The 16,687-nt window shown below is 59.7% G+C and carries 15 protein-coding genes and 1 riboswitch; of the genes, 8 read left to right on the forward strand and 7 right to left on the reverse strand.

Annotated elements, in window-relative coordinates:
* Positions 1-37: 37 nt before the first annotated feature.
* A complete protein-coding gene (locus ASE98_RS16370; RefSeq protein ID WP_060542383.1) occupies positions 38-871 on the reverse strand; it encodes an EamA family transporter in 834 nt (277 codons plus the stop codon).
* Positions 872-1,072: 201 nt separating this feature from the next.
* Here ASE98_RS16370 and ASE98_RS16375 point away from each other — a divergent pair, with 201 nt between their 5' ends.
* Positions 1,073-2,242 carry an MFS transporter gene (locus ASE98_RS16375; protein ID WP_060542384.1) on the forward strand — a complete coding sequence of 390 codons (1,170 nt, stop codon included), beginning with the start codon at positions 1,073-1,075 and terminating at the stop codon, positions 2,240-2,242.
* On the opposite strand, the gene ASE98_RS16380 is transcribed toward ASE98_RS16375, so the two are convergent.
* Positions 2,243-3,127 (reverse strand): formate/nitrite transporter family protein, encoded by an 885-nt coding sequence (locus ASE98_RS16380; RefSeq protein ID WP_060542385.1) that lies wholly within the window; start codon positions 3,125-3,127, stop codon positions 2,243-2,245. It abuts the gene before it with no gap.
* A gap of 174 nt (positions 3,128-3,301) precedes the next feature.
* A complete protein-coding gene (locus ASE98_RS16385) occupies positions 3,302-3,706 on the reverse strand; it encodes an acyl-CoA thioesterase (protein ID WP_060542386.1) in 405 nt (134 codons plus the stop codon).
* A 198-nt stretch (positions 3,707-3,904) separates the two neighbouring features.
* Positions 3,905-4,007, forward strand: a riboswitch (S-adenosyl-L-homocysteine riboswitch).
* A 23-nt stretch (positions 4,008-4,030) separates the two neighbouring features.
* Between ASE98_RS16385 and ahcY the strand changes: the two genes are divergently transcribed.
* The 4 genes from ahcY (at position 4,031) to ASE98_RS16405 (ending at position 9,552) form a co-directional block, all read left to right on the forward strand.
* Complete coding sequence (gene ahcY / locus ASE98_RS16390; protein WP_060542387.1) at positions 4,031-5,440, forward strand: adenosylhomocysteinase; 1,410 nt, start codon at positions 4,031-4,033, stop codon at positions 5,438-5,440.
* A 160-nt stretch (positions 5,441-5,600) separates the two neighbouring features.
* On the forward strand, positions 5,601-6,446 hold the full coding sequence (gene metF / locus ASE98_RS16395) for a methylenetetrahydrofolate reductase [NAD(P)H] (RefSeq protein WP_060542388.1): 846 nt from the start codon (positions 5,601-5,603) through the stop codon (positions 6,444-6,446).
* 193 nt (positions 6,447-6,639) lie between these two features.
* Entirely contained in the window at positions 6,640-7,455 is an 816-nt protein-coding gene (locus ASE98_RS16400; RefSeq protein ID WP_060542389.1) for a substrate-binding periplasmic protein, read from the forward strand.
* A 222-nt stretch (positions 7,456-7,677) separates the two neighbouring features.
* Positions 7,678-9,552 (forward strand): DEAD/DEAH box helicase, encoded by a 1,875-nt coding sequence (locus ASE98_RS16405; protein WP_060542390.1) that lies wholly within the window; start codon positions 7,678-7,680, stop codon positions 9,550-9,552.
* A 240-nt stretch (positions 9,553-9,792) separates the two neighbouring features.
* On the opposite strand, the gene ASE98_RS16410 is transcribed toward ASE98_RS16405, so the two are convergent.
* Positions 9,793-10,410 carry a YceI family protein gene (locus tag ASE98_RS16410; RefSeq protein ID WP_177336980.1) on the reverse strand — a complete coding sequence of 206 codons (618 nt, stop codon included), beginning with the start codon at positions 10,408-10,410 and terminating at the stop codon, positions 9,793-9,795.
* The gene (locus ASE98_RS16415; RefSeq protein ID WP_060542391.1) at positions 10,410-10,961 is read right to left on the reverse strand and encodes a cytochrome b; all 552 of its coding nucleotides are present in this window, start codon (positions 10,959-10,961) and stop codon (positions 10,410-10,412) included. Before ASE98_RS16415 ends, ASE98_RS16410 begins: the two co-directional genes overlap by 1 nt.
* Before the next feature lie 18 nt (positions 10,962-10,979).
* On the opposite strand from ASE98_RS16415, the gene ASE98_RS26645 reads away from it, so the two are divergent.
* Positions 10,980-11,435 carry a hypothetical protein gene (locus ASE98_RS26645; RefSeq protein ID WP_156465518.1) on the forward strand — a complete coding sequence of 152 codons (456 nt, stop codon included), beginning with the start codon at positions 10,980-10,982 and terminating at the stop codon, positions 11,433-11,435.
* Positions 11,436-11,652: 217 nt separating this feature from the next.
* Here the strand turns inward: ASE98_RS26645 and ASE98_RS16420 are convergent, their stop codons facing one another.
* Entirely contained in the window at positions 11,653-13,404 is a 1,752-nt protein-coding gene (locus ASE98_RS16420; RefSeq protein WP_060542392.1) for a flavin monoamine oxidase family protein, read from the reverse strand.
* Between the two features lie 220 nt (positions 13,405-13,624).
* Here ASE98_RS16420 and ASE98_RS16425 point away from each other — a divergent pair, with 220 nt between their 5' ends.
* The gene (locus tag ASE98_RS16425; protein ID WP_060542393.1) at positions 13,625-15,031 is read left to right on the forward strand and encodes an adenosylmethionine--8-amino-7-oxononanoate transaminase; all 1,407 of its coding nucleotides are present in this window, start codon (positions 13,625-13,627) and stop codon (positions 15,029-15,031) included.
* A gap of 182 nt (positions 15,032-15,213) precedes the next feature.
* A complete protein-coding gene (locus ASE98_RS16430) occupies positions 15,214-15,933 on the forward strand; it encodes a 16S rRNA (uracil(1498)-N(3))-methyltransferase (RefSeq protein ID WP_060542394.1) in 720 nt (239 codons plus the stop codon).
* A gap of 97 nt (positions 15,934-16,030) precedes the next feature.
* On the opposite strand, the gene trhA is transcribed toward ASE98_RS16430, so the two are convergent.
* Positions 16,031-16,648: a PAQR family membrane homeostasis protein TrhA gene (trhA, locus tag ASE98_RS16435; protein WP_060542395.1), complete on the reverse strand. Its 618-nt coding sequence runs from the start codon at positions 16,646-16,648 to the stop codon at positions 16,031-16,033.
* Positions 16,649-16,687: the final 39 nt, after the last annotated feature.

Here is a 16,687-nt window from a genome sequence, read left to right on the forward strand (position 1 = left end):
CTTCAAGTTATGGAAAATCGAGTTCATCAAAGGGCGATCAAAACTTCATCACCAATATGCCGATCAATACCAGCCCACAGGCCAGCAGCCTGGGCCTGCCAAATGGCTCTTTCAGGTAACGCATACCAAACAGAACCACCAGAATCACACTGATCTCGCGCAGCGCCGCCGCTTCGGCAACCGAGCCCAGTTGCATCGCCCAAAGCACCAGAGCGTAGCTGAACAACACGCAAAACCCGACGGCCAGGCCCAGCCGCCACTGCTCTCGCCAAAACAAGCTGAACGCTGGCCGCTTGCGCACCAGCGCCAATAACGGAAACGGCCAGGCGCTGAGCAAGGTAACCCAGACCAGGTAATCCAGCGGATGAGACCAGCGCCGCAATGCCTGCCCGTCGATGTAGGTGTAGCAACCGATGCACAGCCCGATCAGTGCCACCACCGGCAGCATCGACCAGGGCAGACGCGCACCGCCACCCCCCTGCCAGAGCAGGCAGAGCATGCCGAACGGGATCAACAGGATTCCGAAGATCTGCTGGTGAGACAGCACTTCCCCGGCAAAGATCAATGTCAGCGCCAGCACCACCAGTGGCGAAAGGCCGCGCATCAACGGATAGACCAGCCCGAGGTCGCCGACCCGGTAGGCCTGGATCAACAAGTATCGATAGAGCAACTCGAACGCCGCCGACGCCAGAATCCACGGCCATATTTGCGGCGGCGGCATTGCCACAAATGGCAGCATCAAGGCAACGAAGAGCAGCGCCACGCTGTCCATGCAGGCCACCACCAACAGTCGCTCCGCACTGAATTTGATCAGGGTATTCCACGCTGCATGCAACAGCGCCGCCACCAACACCAAGGCCGTTGCAAACACGGCACACTCCTTATTCATGCCAGGCGGAGAATTGATTCGCCATATTTCAGCAGCTGTTTATACTGCATCCGACCGCGCCGCACTCAGTTGCACAACGACTAATTCCAATAAAAATCCTGCCCTGCCCGCTCTCGTGGAGAACGGTCATCGGCCTGCGTATGCCTGATCACAGCGTCAAGACTACTGACAGAGACCTTGCGCATGCCACTCGCTTTGCTTGCCCTCGCTGTTGCCGCCTTCGGCATCGGCACCACCGAGTTCGTCATCATGGGCCTGCTGCCTGACGTCGCCCGCGACCTCAGCGTGAGCATTCCTGATGCCGGCCTGCTGATTACCGGCTATGCCCTGGGCGTGGTGTTCGGTGCACCGATCCTCGCAGTGGGTACCGCCAACATGCCGCGCAAGGCCACGCTGCTGGGTATGACGCTGATGTTCATCCTCGGCAACGTGCTCTGCGCTTTGGCGCCGAACTACGCCACGTTGATGGCCGCGCGAGTGATTACCGCGCTGTGTCACGGGGCATTCTTCGGCATTGGCTCGGTGGTTGCGGCCGGCCTGGTGGCACCGAACAAGCGGGCCCAGGCGATTGCCCTGATGTTTACCGGCCTGACCCTGGCCAACGTGCTGGGTGTTCCATTGGGCACGGCGCTCGGCCAATACGCCGGCTGGCGCTCGACGTTTTGGGCGGTCTCGGTGATTGGTGTGTTGGCGGCCATCGCGCAGTGGGTCTGGCTGCCCAGGGACATCCCCATGGACAAGGCCAATCTTGCCAGCGAATTCAAAGTATTGGGCAAGCTCAATGTGCTACTGGCGCTGGGCATGAGCGTGCTCGCCTCCACCAGCCTGTTCAGCGTGTTCACTTACATTGCACCTATCCTGCAGGACATCACCGGTGTCAGCCCCCACGGCGTGACGATCATGCTGCTGTTGTTCGGTGTCGGCCTGACCGCCGGCAGCATGCTCGGCGGCCGATTGGCGGACAGCCGCCTGTTGCCTTCGCTGGTGGGCATGGCGCTGGCGGTACTGGTGGTATTGGGCGCATTCAGCCAGACCAGTCGCTCAGTCATTCCGGCCGCGATCACGCTGGTGCTGTGGGGGACTTTCGCTTTCGCGCTGTGCCCGATCCTGCAACTGCTGATCATCGATCAGGCCCATGAAGCACCGAACCTGGGTTCGACCCTGAACCAGAGCGCTTTCAATCTCGGAAATGCCGCCGGTGCCTGGATTGGCGGTCTGGTGGTGGCCAGTGGTGCAGACCTGGCCGACCTGCCCTGGACGGGTGCGCTGGTCAGCGGATTGACGGTGCTCACCGCGCTGTATTTTATCTACCTGCAACGGCGCGATGCCGCTGAGGTGAGCGTGCCAAGCTGATCATTTTTTGATCTTCTGTGAATCGGGTCCAGCCTGAGCCGCTGCGCTTTTTGGCGGCCCGCTCTCGCTGCGAATCTGCGCATGGCTGATCAACGCAAAGATAAAACTGCCACCGATGATGTTCCCTGCCAGCGTCGGCCCGGCGAACACCAGCCAGAAATCACTCCACGGCAACTCGCCGGCAAATACCAGATAGGAAACTTCCAGCGAACCGACCACGATGTGGGTGAAATCCCCCAGCGCCATGAGGTAGGTGATGAGGATGATGATCCACATCTTGGCGCTCTCCATGGACGGGATCATCCAGACCATGGTGGCGATCATCCATCCGGAAATGATGCCCTTGGCGAACATTTGGCTGACGTCGTTTTCCATGACCTTGCGGCCGATGTCGAGGAAGGCCACGTCGGTCTTGCTGTCGAAAATCGGCAGTTCCAGCATCACATAGGCCACCAGCAAGGTGCCACAGAGGTTGCCGACCAGCACCACCGTCCACAGCCGCAGCAGACGGCCGAAATTACCCAGCGTGGGCTTGGTCATCACCGGGAGTACTGCTGTCAGGGTGTTTTCGGTGAACAATTGCTGGCGGCCCAGGATCACCGCGAGAAATCCGGCGCAATAACCGAAACTCGCAATCACCTTGAACCCCTCGTCGTCCGGCAGACGCGAATTGAGCAGCCCCATGGCCATCAACGACAGGCCCATGGTCAACCCCGCCGCCAGCGCCGACCACCACAGCGCGGCGATGCTGCGCTCCAGTTCCTGATCACCCTGGGCGCGGATGATTTCATGCAACACCGCCGCGCGGGGTGGCTGGTTCTTTTCGACTTCGTGCTCTTCCTTGGCCGAAAGGTTCGGGGTCTTGCCGTCTTGTGCCGAATTCATGGGGTGCGCAACCGGTGGCGGGCTATTTAGCTACGACACGCAGGGTTCACGGCTGTTCAGTACCCAGAAAAATCTTCGGCGAAAACACCACCGCTTTCGCGAGCAAGCCCGCTCCCGCAGGTATCGCGCCACCATGTGGGAGCGGGCTTGCTCGCGAAGAGAGCGCCGCCACTGTCACTGATTGGCGTCATCATCCTGGAACTGGTCCTTGACGTACTTGATCTCGGTCCGCCCGTGCGGTGCCGGCAAGCCGTCTTCACCGAGGTTGACGAAGACCATCTTCTCGACCGTGAGGATGCTTTTGCGAGTGATCTTGTTGCGCACTTCGCACGTCAGGGTGATCGAGGTGCGACCGAACTCGGTGGCAGTGATGCCCAACTCGATAATGTCGCCCTGGCGCGAGGCGCTGACGAAATTGATTTCGGAAATGTACTTGGTCACCACACGCTGGTTGCCCAACTGAACGATGGCGTAGATCGCCGCCTCCTCGTCGATCCAGCGCAACAGGCTGCCACCGAACAGCGTTCCGTTCGGGTTGAGATCTTCGGGTTTAACCCATTTGCGGGTGTGGAAATTCATATTCACTCCTGAACGTCTTGCCGAATGATGGTGACCATCATGGCAGAGCCCGACCCAGAGCTCTATTTGGCTTCGACTATGGTCTCGATTACCGTTCGGACATTGACCAACAGAAACGCTTTGGAAGATCAGCATAGCCCGCTATAATCGCCCCCGTTTCAAAACGGTAACCTGTACTTGCTACCGTTTTCCCGCCACCTGTCCGAGGGGCGCTGCAGCAGGTTCGACCTGTCAGGCTCGGATGGGGCGTTGCTTGACCGTTATCGGTCAGACACTAAACGCACAACGGCGCCCATTCGCATACATTACGAATGGAGGCTCTTCATGAGCGCTGTTATCACGCCTGCAGATTTTAACGATTACAAAGTTGCCGACATGTCCCTGGCTGCATGGGGCCGTCGCGAAACCATCATCGCCGAATCCGAAATGCCAGCCCTGATGGGTCTGCGCCGCAAGTACTCCGAAGAGCAACCGCTCAAGGGCGCAAAGATCCTCGGCTGCATTCACATGACCATTCAGACCGCCGTGCTGATCGAAACCCTGGTTGCCCTGGGTGCCGAAGTTCGCTGGTCGTCCTGCAACATTTTCTCGACTCAGGACCAGGCCGCCGCTTCCATCGCCGCTGCCGGCATCCCGGTTTTCGCCTGGAAAGGCGAGACTGAGCAAGAGTACGAGTGGTGCCTGGAGCAAACCATCCTCAAAGATGGCGCGCCATGGGATGCCAACATGATCCTCGACGACGGCGGCGACCTGACCGAGCTGCTGCACAAGAAGTACCCGGCCGTTCTGGATCGCGTGCACGGCGTAACCGAAGAAACCACCACCGGCGTTCACCGCCTGCTGGACATGCTGGCCAAGGGCGAGCTGAAAATCCCGGCCATCAACGTCAACGACTCGGTTACCAAGAGCAAGAACGACAACAAGTACGGCTGCCGTCACAGCCTGAACGATGCGATCAAGCGCGGCACCGACCACCTGCTGTCCGGCAAGCAAGCGCTGGTCATCGGTTACGGTGACGTGGGCAAGGGCTCGGCCCAGTCCCTGCGTCAGGAAGGCATGATCGTCAAAGTCTCCGAAGTCGACCCGATCTGCGCCATGCAAGCCTGCATGGACGGCTTCGAGCTGGTTTCGCCGTTCATCGACGGTATCAACAACGGTACTGAAGCGAGCATCGACAAAGCGCTGCTGGGCAAGATCGACCTGATCGTGACCACCACCGGCAACGTCAATGTTTGCGACGCGAACATGCTCAAAGCCCTGAAGAAGCGCGCTGTTGTCTGCAACATCGGCCACTTCGACAACGAAATCGACACCGCTTTCATGCGCAAGAACTGGGCATGGGAAGAAGTGAAACCACAGGTTCACAAGATCCACCGTACCGGCGCTGGCGCATTCGATGCCCAGAACGACGACTACCTGATCCTGCTGGCCGAAGGCCGTCTGGTTAACCTGGGTAACGCTACCGGTCACCCAAGCCGCATCATGGACGGTTCGTTCGCCAACCAGGTTCTGGCACAGATCTTCCTGTTCGGCCAGAAGTACGCCGACCTGTCGCCAGCCCAGAAAGCCGAGCGCCTGACGGTTGAAGTGCTGCCGAAGAAACTCGACGAAGAAGTGGCCCTGGAAATGGTCCGCGGTTTCGGCGGCGTCGTGACTCAACTGACCAAGACCCAGGCCGACTACATCGGCGTGACCGTCGAAGGCCCGTTCAAGCCGCACGCTTACCGCTACTGATCGGTTCTGCTGCCTGCTCTCCCTGTGGGAGCGGGCTTGCTCGCGAAAGCGATGTATCAGGCGACATTGATGTTGGATGTGCTGACGCATTCGCGAGCAAGCTCGCCCCCACACAGGATGTGCAAGCCCCCCAGGCTTACGTGTTTCCAAGGATATGACCATGTCCCAAGATCGTCGCTACAGCTTCGAGTTCTTCCCTACGAAGACCGACGCTGGGCATGAAAAGCTGATCGCCACTGCTCGTCAGCTGGCCACGTATAACCCCGATTTCTTCTCCTGCACCTACGGCGCGGGTGGTTCGACTCGCGATCGCACGCTCAACACCGTGCTGCAGCTCGAAAGCGAAGTAAAAGTCCCGGCCGCCCCGCATCTGTCGTGCGTGGGCGATAGCAAGGACGACTTGCGCGGCCTGCTGAGCCAGTACCAGTCCGCCGGCATCAAGCGCATCGTAGCGCTGCGCGGTGACCTGCCTTCGGGCATGGGCATGGCCAGCGGCGAAATGCGCCACGCCAATGACCTGGTTGAATTCATTCGTGAAGAGACCGGCGACCATTTCCACATCGAAGTCGCGGCGTACCCGGAAATGCATCCGCAAGCGCGCAACTTCGAAGACGATCTCGCCAATTTCGTGCGCAAGGCCAACGCCGGCGCCGACAGTGCGATCACCCAGTACTTCTTCAACGCCGACAGCTACTTCTACTTCGTCGAGCGCGTTCGGGCGTTGGGTGTGAACATTCCGATCGTGCCGGGCATCATGCCGATCACCAACTACAGCAAGCTGGCGCGCTTCTCCGATGCCTGCGGTGCGGAAATTCCGCGCTGGATCCGCAAGCAACTGGAAGCCTACGGCGATGATGCCCAGAGCATTCAGAACTTCGGCGAGCAGGTCATCACCCAGATGTGCGAACGCCTGCTCGAGGGCGGCGCTCCGGGGCTGCACTTCTACACGCTCAATCAGGCTGAAGCGAGCCTGGCAGTGTGGAATAACCTGAAGCTGCCGCGCTAAAAGTCGTTAAAGCAAGATCAAAAGATCGCCGCCTTCGGTAGCTCCTACAGAGAAATGTGTATTCCCTGTAGGAGCTACCGCAGGCTGCGATCTTTTGCTTTAAACGCCCCCGTTAATGTGACACAACCCTCGGAGATAGAGCTTCAGGCTGCTGTTTCTGGCTCTTTGGGGCTTCTCGTCGTAATCTCAGCCCATGCCTTTGATTACGCAGTTACTCGCCGTGCTTGTCTTCACTTGCCTGAGCTTTGCCGCCCGGGGCGAGAAGCTGCGCATTGTCACGGAACCGTGGGCACCCTACGTCTACGAGCAAGACGGCAAAGCAATGGGGCTGGACTACGAAACCACGGCTATTGTCTTCAAGCGCCTGGGCATTGAAGTGCAATGGCAATTTCTGCCGTGGAAGCGTTGCCTGTCGATGCTTGAGTCGGGCCTGGCAGATGGTGCACTGGACATTTTCCACAGCAAGGAGCGCGACGCGACCTTGCTGTACCCCGCAGAACCACTCTCTGAAGTGCGGTTCGTAATGTTCTACGCCAATGACCGCCCCTACCCGTTTCGCACTCTGGACGAACTGCGCGGCCTGACCATCGGCACATCACCCGGCTACCTGTACAGCAAGGATTTCAGCGACTCCACGCTGTTCACCCGTGAACCGGCACCGAGTCATGAAGCCAACTTCGGCAAACTGCTGCGCGGGCGGATCGACCTGCTGATTACTGACCGCCGGGTAGGCCAGCATATGCTCGATGAGTTGAAAATCCGCGACAAAATCACCGAAAACCCGGTCGTGATCAGTCAGCAGAGCCAGTTCCTCGCCGTGCGGCGTAACGCCGGCATGGATTTGCTGGTGCAGCGTTTCGGCGCCGAACTCAAACGTTTCAAGCTCGAGCCGGGCTACGCTGAATTGAGTTCGCGCTACGGCGCAGAACCGGCGGCCAGCGTGCCGAGCGAAAAGGTAACGGCAGCTACGGAAAAAACCGTTGAGCAGCAGGAAAGCAGCGCGCAGTGATTGCTCTGTTATACTCCGTCCTTCCCGCCAGGCTCACGCCCGGACGCTCGGACTCGTTCAAGGCATCTCAAACCCGCTACTGCGCAGCTTTCAGCCCGCGCGAGCGCTTGCAGATGAGCCTTCGAGGCCCAGCAGGACCGGACGGGATTGCGTCTCCTTAAACGCGATTCGCGCCAGGCAAGACTCCCATTGGGCCAAGCCCTAACTAGAACAGGATTACTCATGTCCTTTGCTTCCCTCGGTCTCTCCGAGGCTTTAGTCCGCGCCATCGAGGCAGCGGGCTATACCGAGCCTACTCCGGTGCAACAGCGGGCCATTCCCGCCGTGTTGCAAGGTCGCGACCTTATGGTTGCGGCACAGACAGGTACTGGTAAAACCGGCGGCTTCGCCCTTCCGATCCTGGAGCGGTTGTTCCCAAACGGTCACCCGGACAAATCCCAGCGTCACGGCCCGCGCCAACCGCGCGTACTGGTCCTGACCCCGACTCGCGAACTCGCGGCCCAGGTGCATGAAAGCTTCAAGGTCTATGCCCGTGACCTGAAGTTCGTCAGCGCCTGCATCTTCGGCGGCGTCGGCATGAACCCGCAGGTTCAGGCCATGTCCCGTGGTGTTGACGTGCTGGTGGCCTGCCCTGGCCGTCTGCTCGACCTGGCCGGTCAAGGCAGCGTCGACCTGTCCCACGTGGAAATCCTCGTGCTGGACGAAGCCGACCGCATGCTCGACATGGGCTTCGTCCATGACGTGAAAAAGGTTCTGGCCCGTCTGCCGGCCAAACGGCAGAACCTGCTGTTTTCGGCGACCTTCTCCAAGGACATCACCGACCTCGCCGGCAAGCTGCTGCACAACCCGGAACGCATCGAAGTCACGCCGCCGAACACCACGGTCGAGCGTATCGAGCAGCGCGTATTCCGCCTGCCGGCCAGCCACAAGCGTTCCCTGCTGGCGCACCTGATTACCGCTGGCGCCTGGGAACAGGTACTGGTCTTCACCCGCACCAAACACGGCGCCAACCGCCTGGCCGAGTACCTGGACAAACACGGCCTGAGCGCCGTTGCGATCCACGGCAACAAGAGCCAGAACGCGCGCACCAAAGCCCTGGCCGACTTCAAGGCCGGTACCGTGCGCATCCTGGTTGCCACCGACATCGCCGCGCGCGGCCTGGACATCGACCAGTTGCCACACGTGGTCAACTTCGAACTGCCTAACGTTGACGAAGACTACGTACACCGCATTGGTCGTACCGGTCGTGCCGGCCGTTCGGGCGAGGCCATCTCTCTGGTAGCGCCAGACGAAGAGAAACTGCTGAAAAGCATCGAACGCATGACCAAGCAGAAGATCGCCGACGGCGACCTGATGGGCTTCGATGCCAGCGCCGTGGAAGCCGAGAAACCGGAAGCACGCGAGCGTCCGGACATGCGTAACCCCCGCAATCCACGTGGCCCGCGCGGCGACGGCCCGAACGGCGGTGGCGGCGGTGGTGGTCGCAAGGACAAAGGCAAAGACAAGGGCAAGGAAAAACCTGCCGCCTCCGGTCGCGGCGAGCGCCCGGCCCGCGAACAAAAACCACGTGAAGGCACCCCGGCCCGCGAACAGCGTCAGCCAAGCCAGCCGCCACGTGCCGCTGCCGACCGTGCTCCGGACGAGTTCCTGGACGACGATATCGATAACTTCGGTAACCGCGTCGACTACGTCCCGCAACAGAAACCGGCACAGGGTCGTGGCCGCCGTCCGGGTGCTCCGGCACAAGGCACAGCAGCCGGTTCGGGCGCACCACGTGGCGGCAAGCCACAAGGTCGCCAAAGCGGTCCACGCAACAGCGATGGCGCCAGCACCGGCACACCGCCAGCCAAGCGCAGCGGCCCACGCAATGGTGCGCCACGTGATGGCCAGGCCCGTCGCGAAGATTCGCGCAATCGCCGCCCGGCCCGTGACGACCAGCCGCGTTCCGAGCCAGCCGTGCAGAACCCGCGCGGTCCAGCGCCGAAGATCATGCACAAGGAGTCGAAGGCTGATCGCTTCCCGACACCTGAGCAGCTGGATCAACTGCCAAGCCGTCCTCGCGGTGAAAAACCGGCATTGCTGACCCGCAATCGCTGATTTGTCGCTGCAATAAAAATGCCCCGTGCCGAAAGGTCCGGGGCATTTTTTATGAGCGATACAAATCCTGCAGGAGCGAGCCTGCTCGCGATGGTCGTCAACGATAACGCTGGGAACCTGACACCCCGCGGCGTTCTCAGGCTTATCGCGAGCAGGCTCGCTCCTACAGGGGATTATGCACAGCAATAAAAAACGCCCGCGCTCGAAAGAGCAGCGGGCGTTTTTTGTCAGGCGCGAAAGTTATTTCGCTTTGACACCTTCAAAGGTTACGTACATTTCAACTGCATCGGACGATGGACCGAGGTCTTTCTGCTTGCCGAAGTCGGAACGCTTGAGGCTGAAGGTACCCTCGAAGCCAGCACGGTAGCCGCCCCATGGATCCTTGCCTTCACCCAGGAAAGTAGCCTTGACCACGATTGGCTTGGTTACACCGAGGATAGTCAGGTCGCCTGCCACGTCCGCAGTGTCCTTGCCAGCGGCGTTCTTGCCAGTGGATTTGACGCTGGTGGAAACAAACGTGGCTTTGCTCCCATTCAGGAAGTCTTTGCTGGAGATGTGCTTGTCGCGTTCGGCGTTGTTGGTGAACACGCTGGCGGTGTTCACGTTGAACTCGATCTTGCTGTCTTCAGGCTTGGCAGCGTCGAAGCTGAACTTGCCGTCGATGTCCTTGAAAGTACCGGTGATGTAGCTGTAGCCCAGGTGGCTGATCTTGAAGTCAACGAAGGCGTGCTGGCCTTCTTTGTCGACGACGTAGTCAGCAGCCATCGCATTGGCGGACAACAGGGCGGAACCGATTGCCAGAGCGGCCAGAGTCTTTTTCAACATGCTTTCATTTCCTTTGGAGTCGAGGTTGAACATCAGGCTTTGCGCCCCAGCATTCGCGTCAGGGTCGCATCACGATCGATAAAATGGTGCTTCAGTGCTGCCAACGCATGGAGACCGGAAAAAATGACCAGTGCCCATGCCAGGTACAAATGAATCACCCCGGCGGTATCTGCCTGGTCCGGCAGCCCGGACACCAGAGCAGGCACTTCAAACAGGCCAAACACCGATATCCCGACACCTTCTGCGGTGGAAATCAGGTAACCGGCAATCATTACAGCGAACAGCGCGAAATACAGGAACAGATGACCAAACGTGGCACCCATGCGCGTCAAGCGGCTGTAGCTTTGCAAAGCCGGCGGCGGCGGACTGATCCAGCGCCACAGCACTCGCAGCGCCATGACACCCAACAGCACCAGGCCGATGCTCTTGTGCAATTCCGGTGCATCTTTGCGCCAGGTGCTGTAGTAATCGAGATCGATCATCCACAGGCCCAAGGCAAAAAGACCGAAGACCGCCAGCGCCACACCCCAGTGCAGGAAGATGCTGACCCAGCCGTAGCGGGAGGTAGAGTTACGTAGCTGCATTTGCCTGGATCCCTGTAAGTGCTGGCTCAAGACTATCGACTTATCTATCGAATTAAAGCCGAAAATTTCGCTTTGAAATATCGAGAAATGCGATCAAGAGTCTGGAATGGGTGCGTTAAGGAAAGATTAAAAGGCAAAACTGTCAAAAAAAGTGAATACAGAACCAAAGAACACCTGAGTCAAAAGGTTTATTCGGCTTTGGGACACGGGCAGCGTGGCAAGTCACCACAGAGCAGGATCTGGCAGGAGCCAGCGGGGCGCCAGGAGAGCATCTCCCGATCAGGAAATGAAATTATCGTCATGCCCTCTCCAATCAAGATAAATACCTTGATTATCTCGGGCCCTGGAACAGCGGAGGTGGGTCAATGCAATCAGGGTCGTACGGATTTATCTGGCATTTATGGGCCAGCTCCGGACTCAAACCTTTGGGAAACCACCTGCCGTTTGCACAGCCAGAAAGTGCTATCAACATGACTATTACTACGAGTTTTACTGTTTTCATATGTTCTCCAGTTACGTGAAGAACATAAATCTAACGATCAGGCTCAGCCTATCATTTCGTTCCGAAACCTTTGTGAGACATATCTGATGCCTCGCAGCAGCATGTAGGACCACAGTCAAAATCGGGATGTCCCATACTTGAAAGCAAAAAAAACGCGGCCCTTGAGCCGCGTTTTTTACGCCTGAACGTTTACTGAGCTTTAGTCACAGTCTCCGTCGCCGGTTTAACCGCTGGCTTTTTCGCCGTCTCGGCTTTCTTCACCGGCGCCTTGGCCGGGGCTTTTTTGGTTTCGGTCTTGGCTGCCGGTTTGGCTGGGGCCTTGGCCGGTGCCTTTTTCGCAGGCTCGGCTTTTACCGGTGCCGCAGGCTTCGGCGGTTCGACCGGGGCCGGCGCAGCAGCCGGTGCTGGAGCAGGTGTCGGTGCTGGAGCAACCGCCGGCTCCGGGGCTTTCACTGGCTCTGGCTTCTTCTCGTCAGCCGAGCCGCCAAACAGGTTGCTGAAGAAGTTGCCCTTCTTCGCCGCCACAGCACCTGCCGCCGCGGCGGTTGCAGCCTTCGCCGGTTCAAACGATTTGCCCGCCGCCAGGTCTTCAACCTGGCTGGCTGCACGCTTGCCGGTACGCAACGCGCCCTCCAGGGTACCCGGATAAAGGGTATCAGTGTGTTCGCCGGCAAAGGCTACACGCTGAATCGGACGTTCCCACAGGCGCCAGAATTTACTGATCTGGCCCGGACCGAAGGCCAGGTAGGCACCACCGGTTGACGGGTCGGTGCTGTAGCGACGGATTTCATAACCGGTGAACGAACCGCGCGCCTGTGGATAGAACGCGTGCAGACGGATCAGCACCTGATCGGCCATTTGCTTGTCGCCAAAGGCCTGCATCACCCGCGCGTTGTCGCCAGACAGGTTGATCACCACGTTGGCGCCGCCCTTCAAGGCCGGCTCGATCCACAACATGCCCAAGCCGGTGTTGCTGTAGATCTCGCCGGTCATGCGCGCCTTCGTCTCCCACACTGGCGTCTTGAACTTCAGCATGATCTGGTCGCGCCAACCGTAGTTGGTGCCTTTGATCGCGGCCAGGTGCTGGGCGTCCAGCGCTGGGGTCATCTGGATCTTGTTCAGAGCACGCAGCGGCACGGCCAGCACCACATAGTCAGCCTGATAACCGACGCTACCGACTTTGACGGTCACGCCGTCCTTGTCCTGAATGATTGCCGAGACCGGGGAATCGGTCTTGATGGTTTTCAGCTGTTTGACGAAAGCCTGGGCCAGCACCGGGCTGCCGCCGACCAGGCGCGACGCGCGCAGGTCACGGTCGGAGACTCCGCGATAGACCCGGCTCTGCTGCGCGTAATACAGCATCGACAGGCGTGAAGGTTCGTCGTAGTGGGTGCGGATGTCCTGGTTGATCAACTGCCGCGCGGTGGCCGGCAGGTTCTGCTTGTCGAGCCAGTTGGACACGTTGATCTGATCCAGCGCCTGCAGGGTGCTGCTGGCGATCGGGTTCTGCGGGTCGTCAATCGAACGCGCGAGATCATCCCGGGTCTTTTCGAAGCGCTTGAGCGCCTCGGCGGTGGCCGGCTGCTTGGTGGCCAGGTCGGCAGCGGAGAAATACTCGCCGTCGATCAGGTAGCTCGGGGTCCGGACGAACTCAGGAGCTGGCGTGGTGCTCAGCTTGAAAGTCGAGACATACTGGTTCAGCACCGGCTGGGTCTTGTCGTTGCCGATCCACTCGCTGGTGGCCATGCCGGAACGACCGCCCAGGCTCGATCGGGCTTCCAGCAGGGTAACCTGCCAGCCTTTGTTCTGCAGTTCATAAGCGGCAGTCAGGCCGGACAGGCCGCCACCGATCACGATTGCGGTTTTATCCTTGGCCAGCGCAGACACGCTGAACAGCCCCAACATCACCAGCGCACAGGCGCGCAGCCAACCGACAGACATTCAGCGAACTCCGGAAATACACAGAAAGGCTATTTTTGTGGGTCAGGCGACCCAAAGAATGGCGAAGAATACGTCAGCCATCAAAAGGCCGCCAGCGACGTCTATCGCCCCATGGAAAGTAGCTCAATCACCACAATGGGTTGTTCCCGGGCGATGCATTGCATAGGCTTGCGCGATTGTTTGTCCGCGTGTGACACGGACCGCCTCCAGGAGACTTAAAATGGGCCTGAATAATCAGTGGATGCAGCGCGACCTGGCTGTTTTGTGGCATCCCTGCACCCAGATGAAAGATCACGAACAACTGCCACTGATACCGATCAAGCGCGGTGAAGGTGTCTGGCTGGAAGACTTCGAAGGCAAGCGCTATCTGGACGCGGTCAGCTCCTGGTGGGTCAACGTGTTTGGCCACGCCAACCCGCGGATCAACCAGCGCATCAAGGATCAGGTCGATCAACTGGAGCACGTGATCCTCGCCGGCTTCAGCCATCAACCGGTGATCGAGTTATCCGAGCGCCTGGTGAAGATGACCCCGCAAGGCCTGACCCGGTGCTTCTACGCCGATAACGGTTCGTCCTGCATCGAAGTCGCGCTCAAAATGAGCTTTCACTACTGGCTCAACCGCGGCCAGCCGAACAAGAAGCGCTTTGTCACCCTGACCAACAGCTACCACGGCGAAACCATGGCGGCGATGTCGGTGGGTGATGTGCCGCTGTTCACCGAAACCTACAAGGCCCTGCTGCTCGACACCATCAAAGTGCCGAGCCCGGATTGCTACCTGCGCCCCGAGGGCATGGGCTGGGAAGAGCACTCGCGCAACATGTTCGCCGCCATGGAGCAGACCTTGGCCGAGAACCATGACAGTGTGGCCGCAGTGATCGTCGAACCGCTGATCCAGGGCGCCGGCGGCATGCGCATGTATCACCCGGTGTACCTCAAACTGCTGCGCGAAGCCTGCGACCGCTACGGCGTGCACCTGATCCATGACGAAATTGCCGTCGGCTTTGGCCGTACCGGGACGATGTTCGCCTGCGAGCAGGCCGGTATCCGCCCGGACTTCCTCTGTCTGTCCAAGGCCCTGACTGGTGGTTACCTGCCGCTCGCGGCCTGCCTGACGACCGAGGACGTCTACGGTGCCTTCTATGACGACTATCCAACCCTGCGTGCCTTCCTGCACTCCCACAGCTACACCGGCAACCCGCTGGCCTGTGCGGCGGCCCTGGCAACGCTGGACATCTTCGAACAAGACAACGTCATCGAGACCAACAAGGCCCTGGCCCAGCGCATGGCGTCGTCCACCGCGCACCTGGTCGATCACCCCAATGTTGCCGAAGTGCGCCAGACCGGCATGGTACTGGCCATCGAGATGGTCAAGGACAAGGCGAGCAAAGAGGCTTATCCATGGCAGGAGCGCCGTGGCCTGAAGGTGTTCCAGCATGCATTGGAGCGCGGGGCTTTACTGCGGCCACTGGGCAGTGTGGTGTATTTTCTGCCACCGTATGTCATCACGCCGGAACAGATCGACTTCCTCGCCGAAGTGGCCAGCGAAGGGATCGACATCGCGACCCGCGACAGCGTCAGCGTGGCGGTGCCGAAGGACTTCCATCCGGGGTTTCGTGACCCGGGTTAATCAAGCACAGATCCCCTGTGGCGAGGGGGCTCGCCCCCGTTGGGTCGCGAAGCGACCCCAGACCCGGTAGTCCGGTTTCTCCAGTTAAGTTGCATCAGCCGGATTTACGACTGCTTCGCAGCCGAACGGGGGCAAGCCCCCTCGCCACAAAAGCGCCTTCGAACAATTTTTTGAGAACCTTAATGAGACTGTCCCGCTTCTTTATCGACGCCCCCCTGAGCATCGGCGAGCACGAGTTACCCGAAGCCCAGGCCCACTACATCAGTCGCGTGTTGCGCATGGCCGAGGGCGATGCGCTGCAACTGTTCGACGGTTCTGGCCATGAATTTCGCGCCAGGCTCATCGACGTCGGCAAAAAACGCGTCGTGGTACAGATCGATGAAAGCTTCGCCGGCCAGGTCGAGTCGCCGTTGCAGATCCACCTTGGCCAGGGCCTGTCCCGTGGCGAACGCATGGACTGGGCGATTCAAAAAGCCACTGAACTGGGCGTCAGCGAAATCACCCCGATTTTCACCGAGCGCTGTGAAGTCCGGCTCAAGGACGAACGCGCCGACAAACGCCTGCTGCACTGGCGTCAGGTGGCGATCAGCGCGTGCGAGCAATGTGGCCGCTCCAGGGTGCCGGTGATTCATCCACCGTTGCTGCTGACCGATTGGTTGAAACAGTCAGACGCTGAACTGAAGCTTGTGCTGCATCCGGTGGCCGAGCCATTGGTCAGCCATGCCAAGCCTGCGACCCTGGCCTTCCTGATCGGCCCTGAGGGCGGGTTGTCGGACGCCGAAATCGAGCAGGCCAAGGCCAGTGGTTTTCACGCCGCCCGCCTCGGCCCTCGAGTATTGCGCACAGAGACCGCGCCGGTGGTGGCGTTAGCGGTGGCCCAGCAGCTTTGGGGTGACTTCTAAGCCGCCATCGCTGACAAGTCGGATGCCGTACCGCAGCCCTACAAAAGCAGCGCGGTTCCTGTAGGAGCCGGCTTGCCGGCGATGGCCGCGGCTCGGTCTAAAGGACGTAAAAGAATATCGCCACAAAGTGCAGCAAGCTCCCGGCGATCACGAACAGATGCCAAATCCCGTGGGCATGGCGCAGTCGATTATCGAGGGCGAAAAAGATAATCCCCACGGTATAGAGCACACCGCCAGTCGCCAGCCAGGCAAAGCCGGCGGTGCCCAGCGCCGCCAGCAACGGCTTGACCGCCACCAGCACGATCCAGCCCATCACCGCATAAATCACGATCGACAGCACCCGCGCTTCCGATCTCGGCTTGATCTCCTGCAAGATGCCAATCAGCGCCAGCCCCCAGACAATCCCGAACAAGGTCCAGCCCCACGGCCCACGCAAGGTCACCAGGCAGAACGGCGTGTAGCTACCGGCGATCAACAGGTAGATCGAAAAATGATCGACCTTCTGCATGATCTCTTTCTTGCGTCCGCGCACGCTGTGGTACACGGTCGAAGCGCTGTAAAGCACCATCAAGGTAAAACCGTAGATCGCCACACTGACGATCTTCCATGGGCTGCCATCCATGGTGGCGATCACCAGCATCCACACCGCTCCGACCGTCGCTGCCACCGCCCCGACCAGATGCGTCCAGGCGTTCAATCTTTCCCCGTGATACATGTGTTGCTTACCTCGACATTCGTTACTGCAGTGCGCAAG

Origin of the sequence: Pseudomonas sp. Leaf48, from assembly GCF_001421885.1 — a bacterium.
Lineage (GTDB): Bacteria > Pseudomonadota > Gammaproteobacteria > Pseudomonadales > Pseudomonadaceae > Aquipseudomonas.

Coding starts and splice junctions, on each gene's coding strand:
- ASE98_RS16425 (WP_060542393.1), top strand. CDS start 13,625: ATGGGCCTGAATAATCAGTGGATGCAGCGCGACCTGGCTGTTTTGTGG.
- ASE98_RS16415 (WP_060542391.1), bottom strand. CDS start 10,961: ATGCAGCTACGTAACTCTACCTCCCGCTACGGCTGGGTCAGCATCTTC.
- ASE98_RS16375 (WP_060542384.1), top strand. CDS start 1,073: ATGCCACTCGCTTTGCTTGCCCTCGCTGTTGCCGCCTTCGGCATCGGC.
- ASE98_RS16380 (WP_060542385.1), bottom strand. CDS start 3,127: ATGAATTCGGCACAAGACGGCAAGACCCCGAACCTTTCGGCCAAGGAA.
- ahcY (WP_060542387.1), top strand. CDS start 4,031: ATGAGCGCTGTTATCACGCCTGCAGATTTTAACGATTACAAAGTTGCC.
- ASE98_RS16410 (WP_177336980.1), bottom strand. CDS start 10,410: ATGTTCAACCTCGACTCCAAAGGAAATGAAAGCATGTTGAAAAAGACT.
- ASE98_RS16420 (WP_060542392.1), bottom strand. CDS start 13,404: ATGTCTGTCGGTTGGCTGCGCGCCTGTGCGCTGGTGATGTTGGGGCTG.
- metF (WP_060542388.1), top strand. CDS start 5,601: ATGTCCCAAGATCGTCGCTACAGCTTCGAGTTCTTCCCTACGAAGACC.
- ASE98_RS16400 (WP_060542389.1), top strand. CDS start 6,640: ATGCCTTTGATTACGCAGTTACTCGCCGTGCTTGTCTTCACTTGCCTG.
- ASE98_RS16405 (WP_060542390.1), top strand. CDS start 7,678: ATGTCCTTTGCTTCCCTCGGTCTCTCCGAGGCTTTAGTCCGCGCCATC.
- ASE98_RS16430 (WP_060542394.1), top strand. CDS start 15,214: ATGAGACTGTCCCGCTTCTTTATCGACGCCCCCCTGAGCATCGGCGAG.
- ASE98_RS16385 (WP_060542386.1), bottom strand. CDS start 3,706: ATGAATTTCCACACCCGCAAATGGGTTAAACCCGAAGATCTCAACCCG.
- trhA (WP_060542395.1), bottom strand. CDS start 16,648: ATGTATCACGGGGAAAGATTGAACGCCTGGACGCATCTGGTCGGGGCG.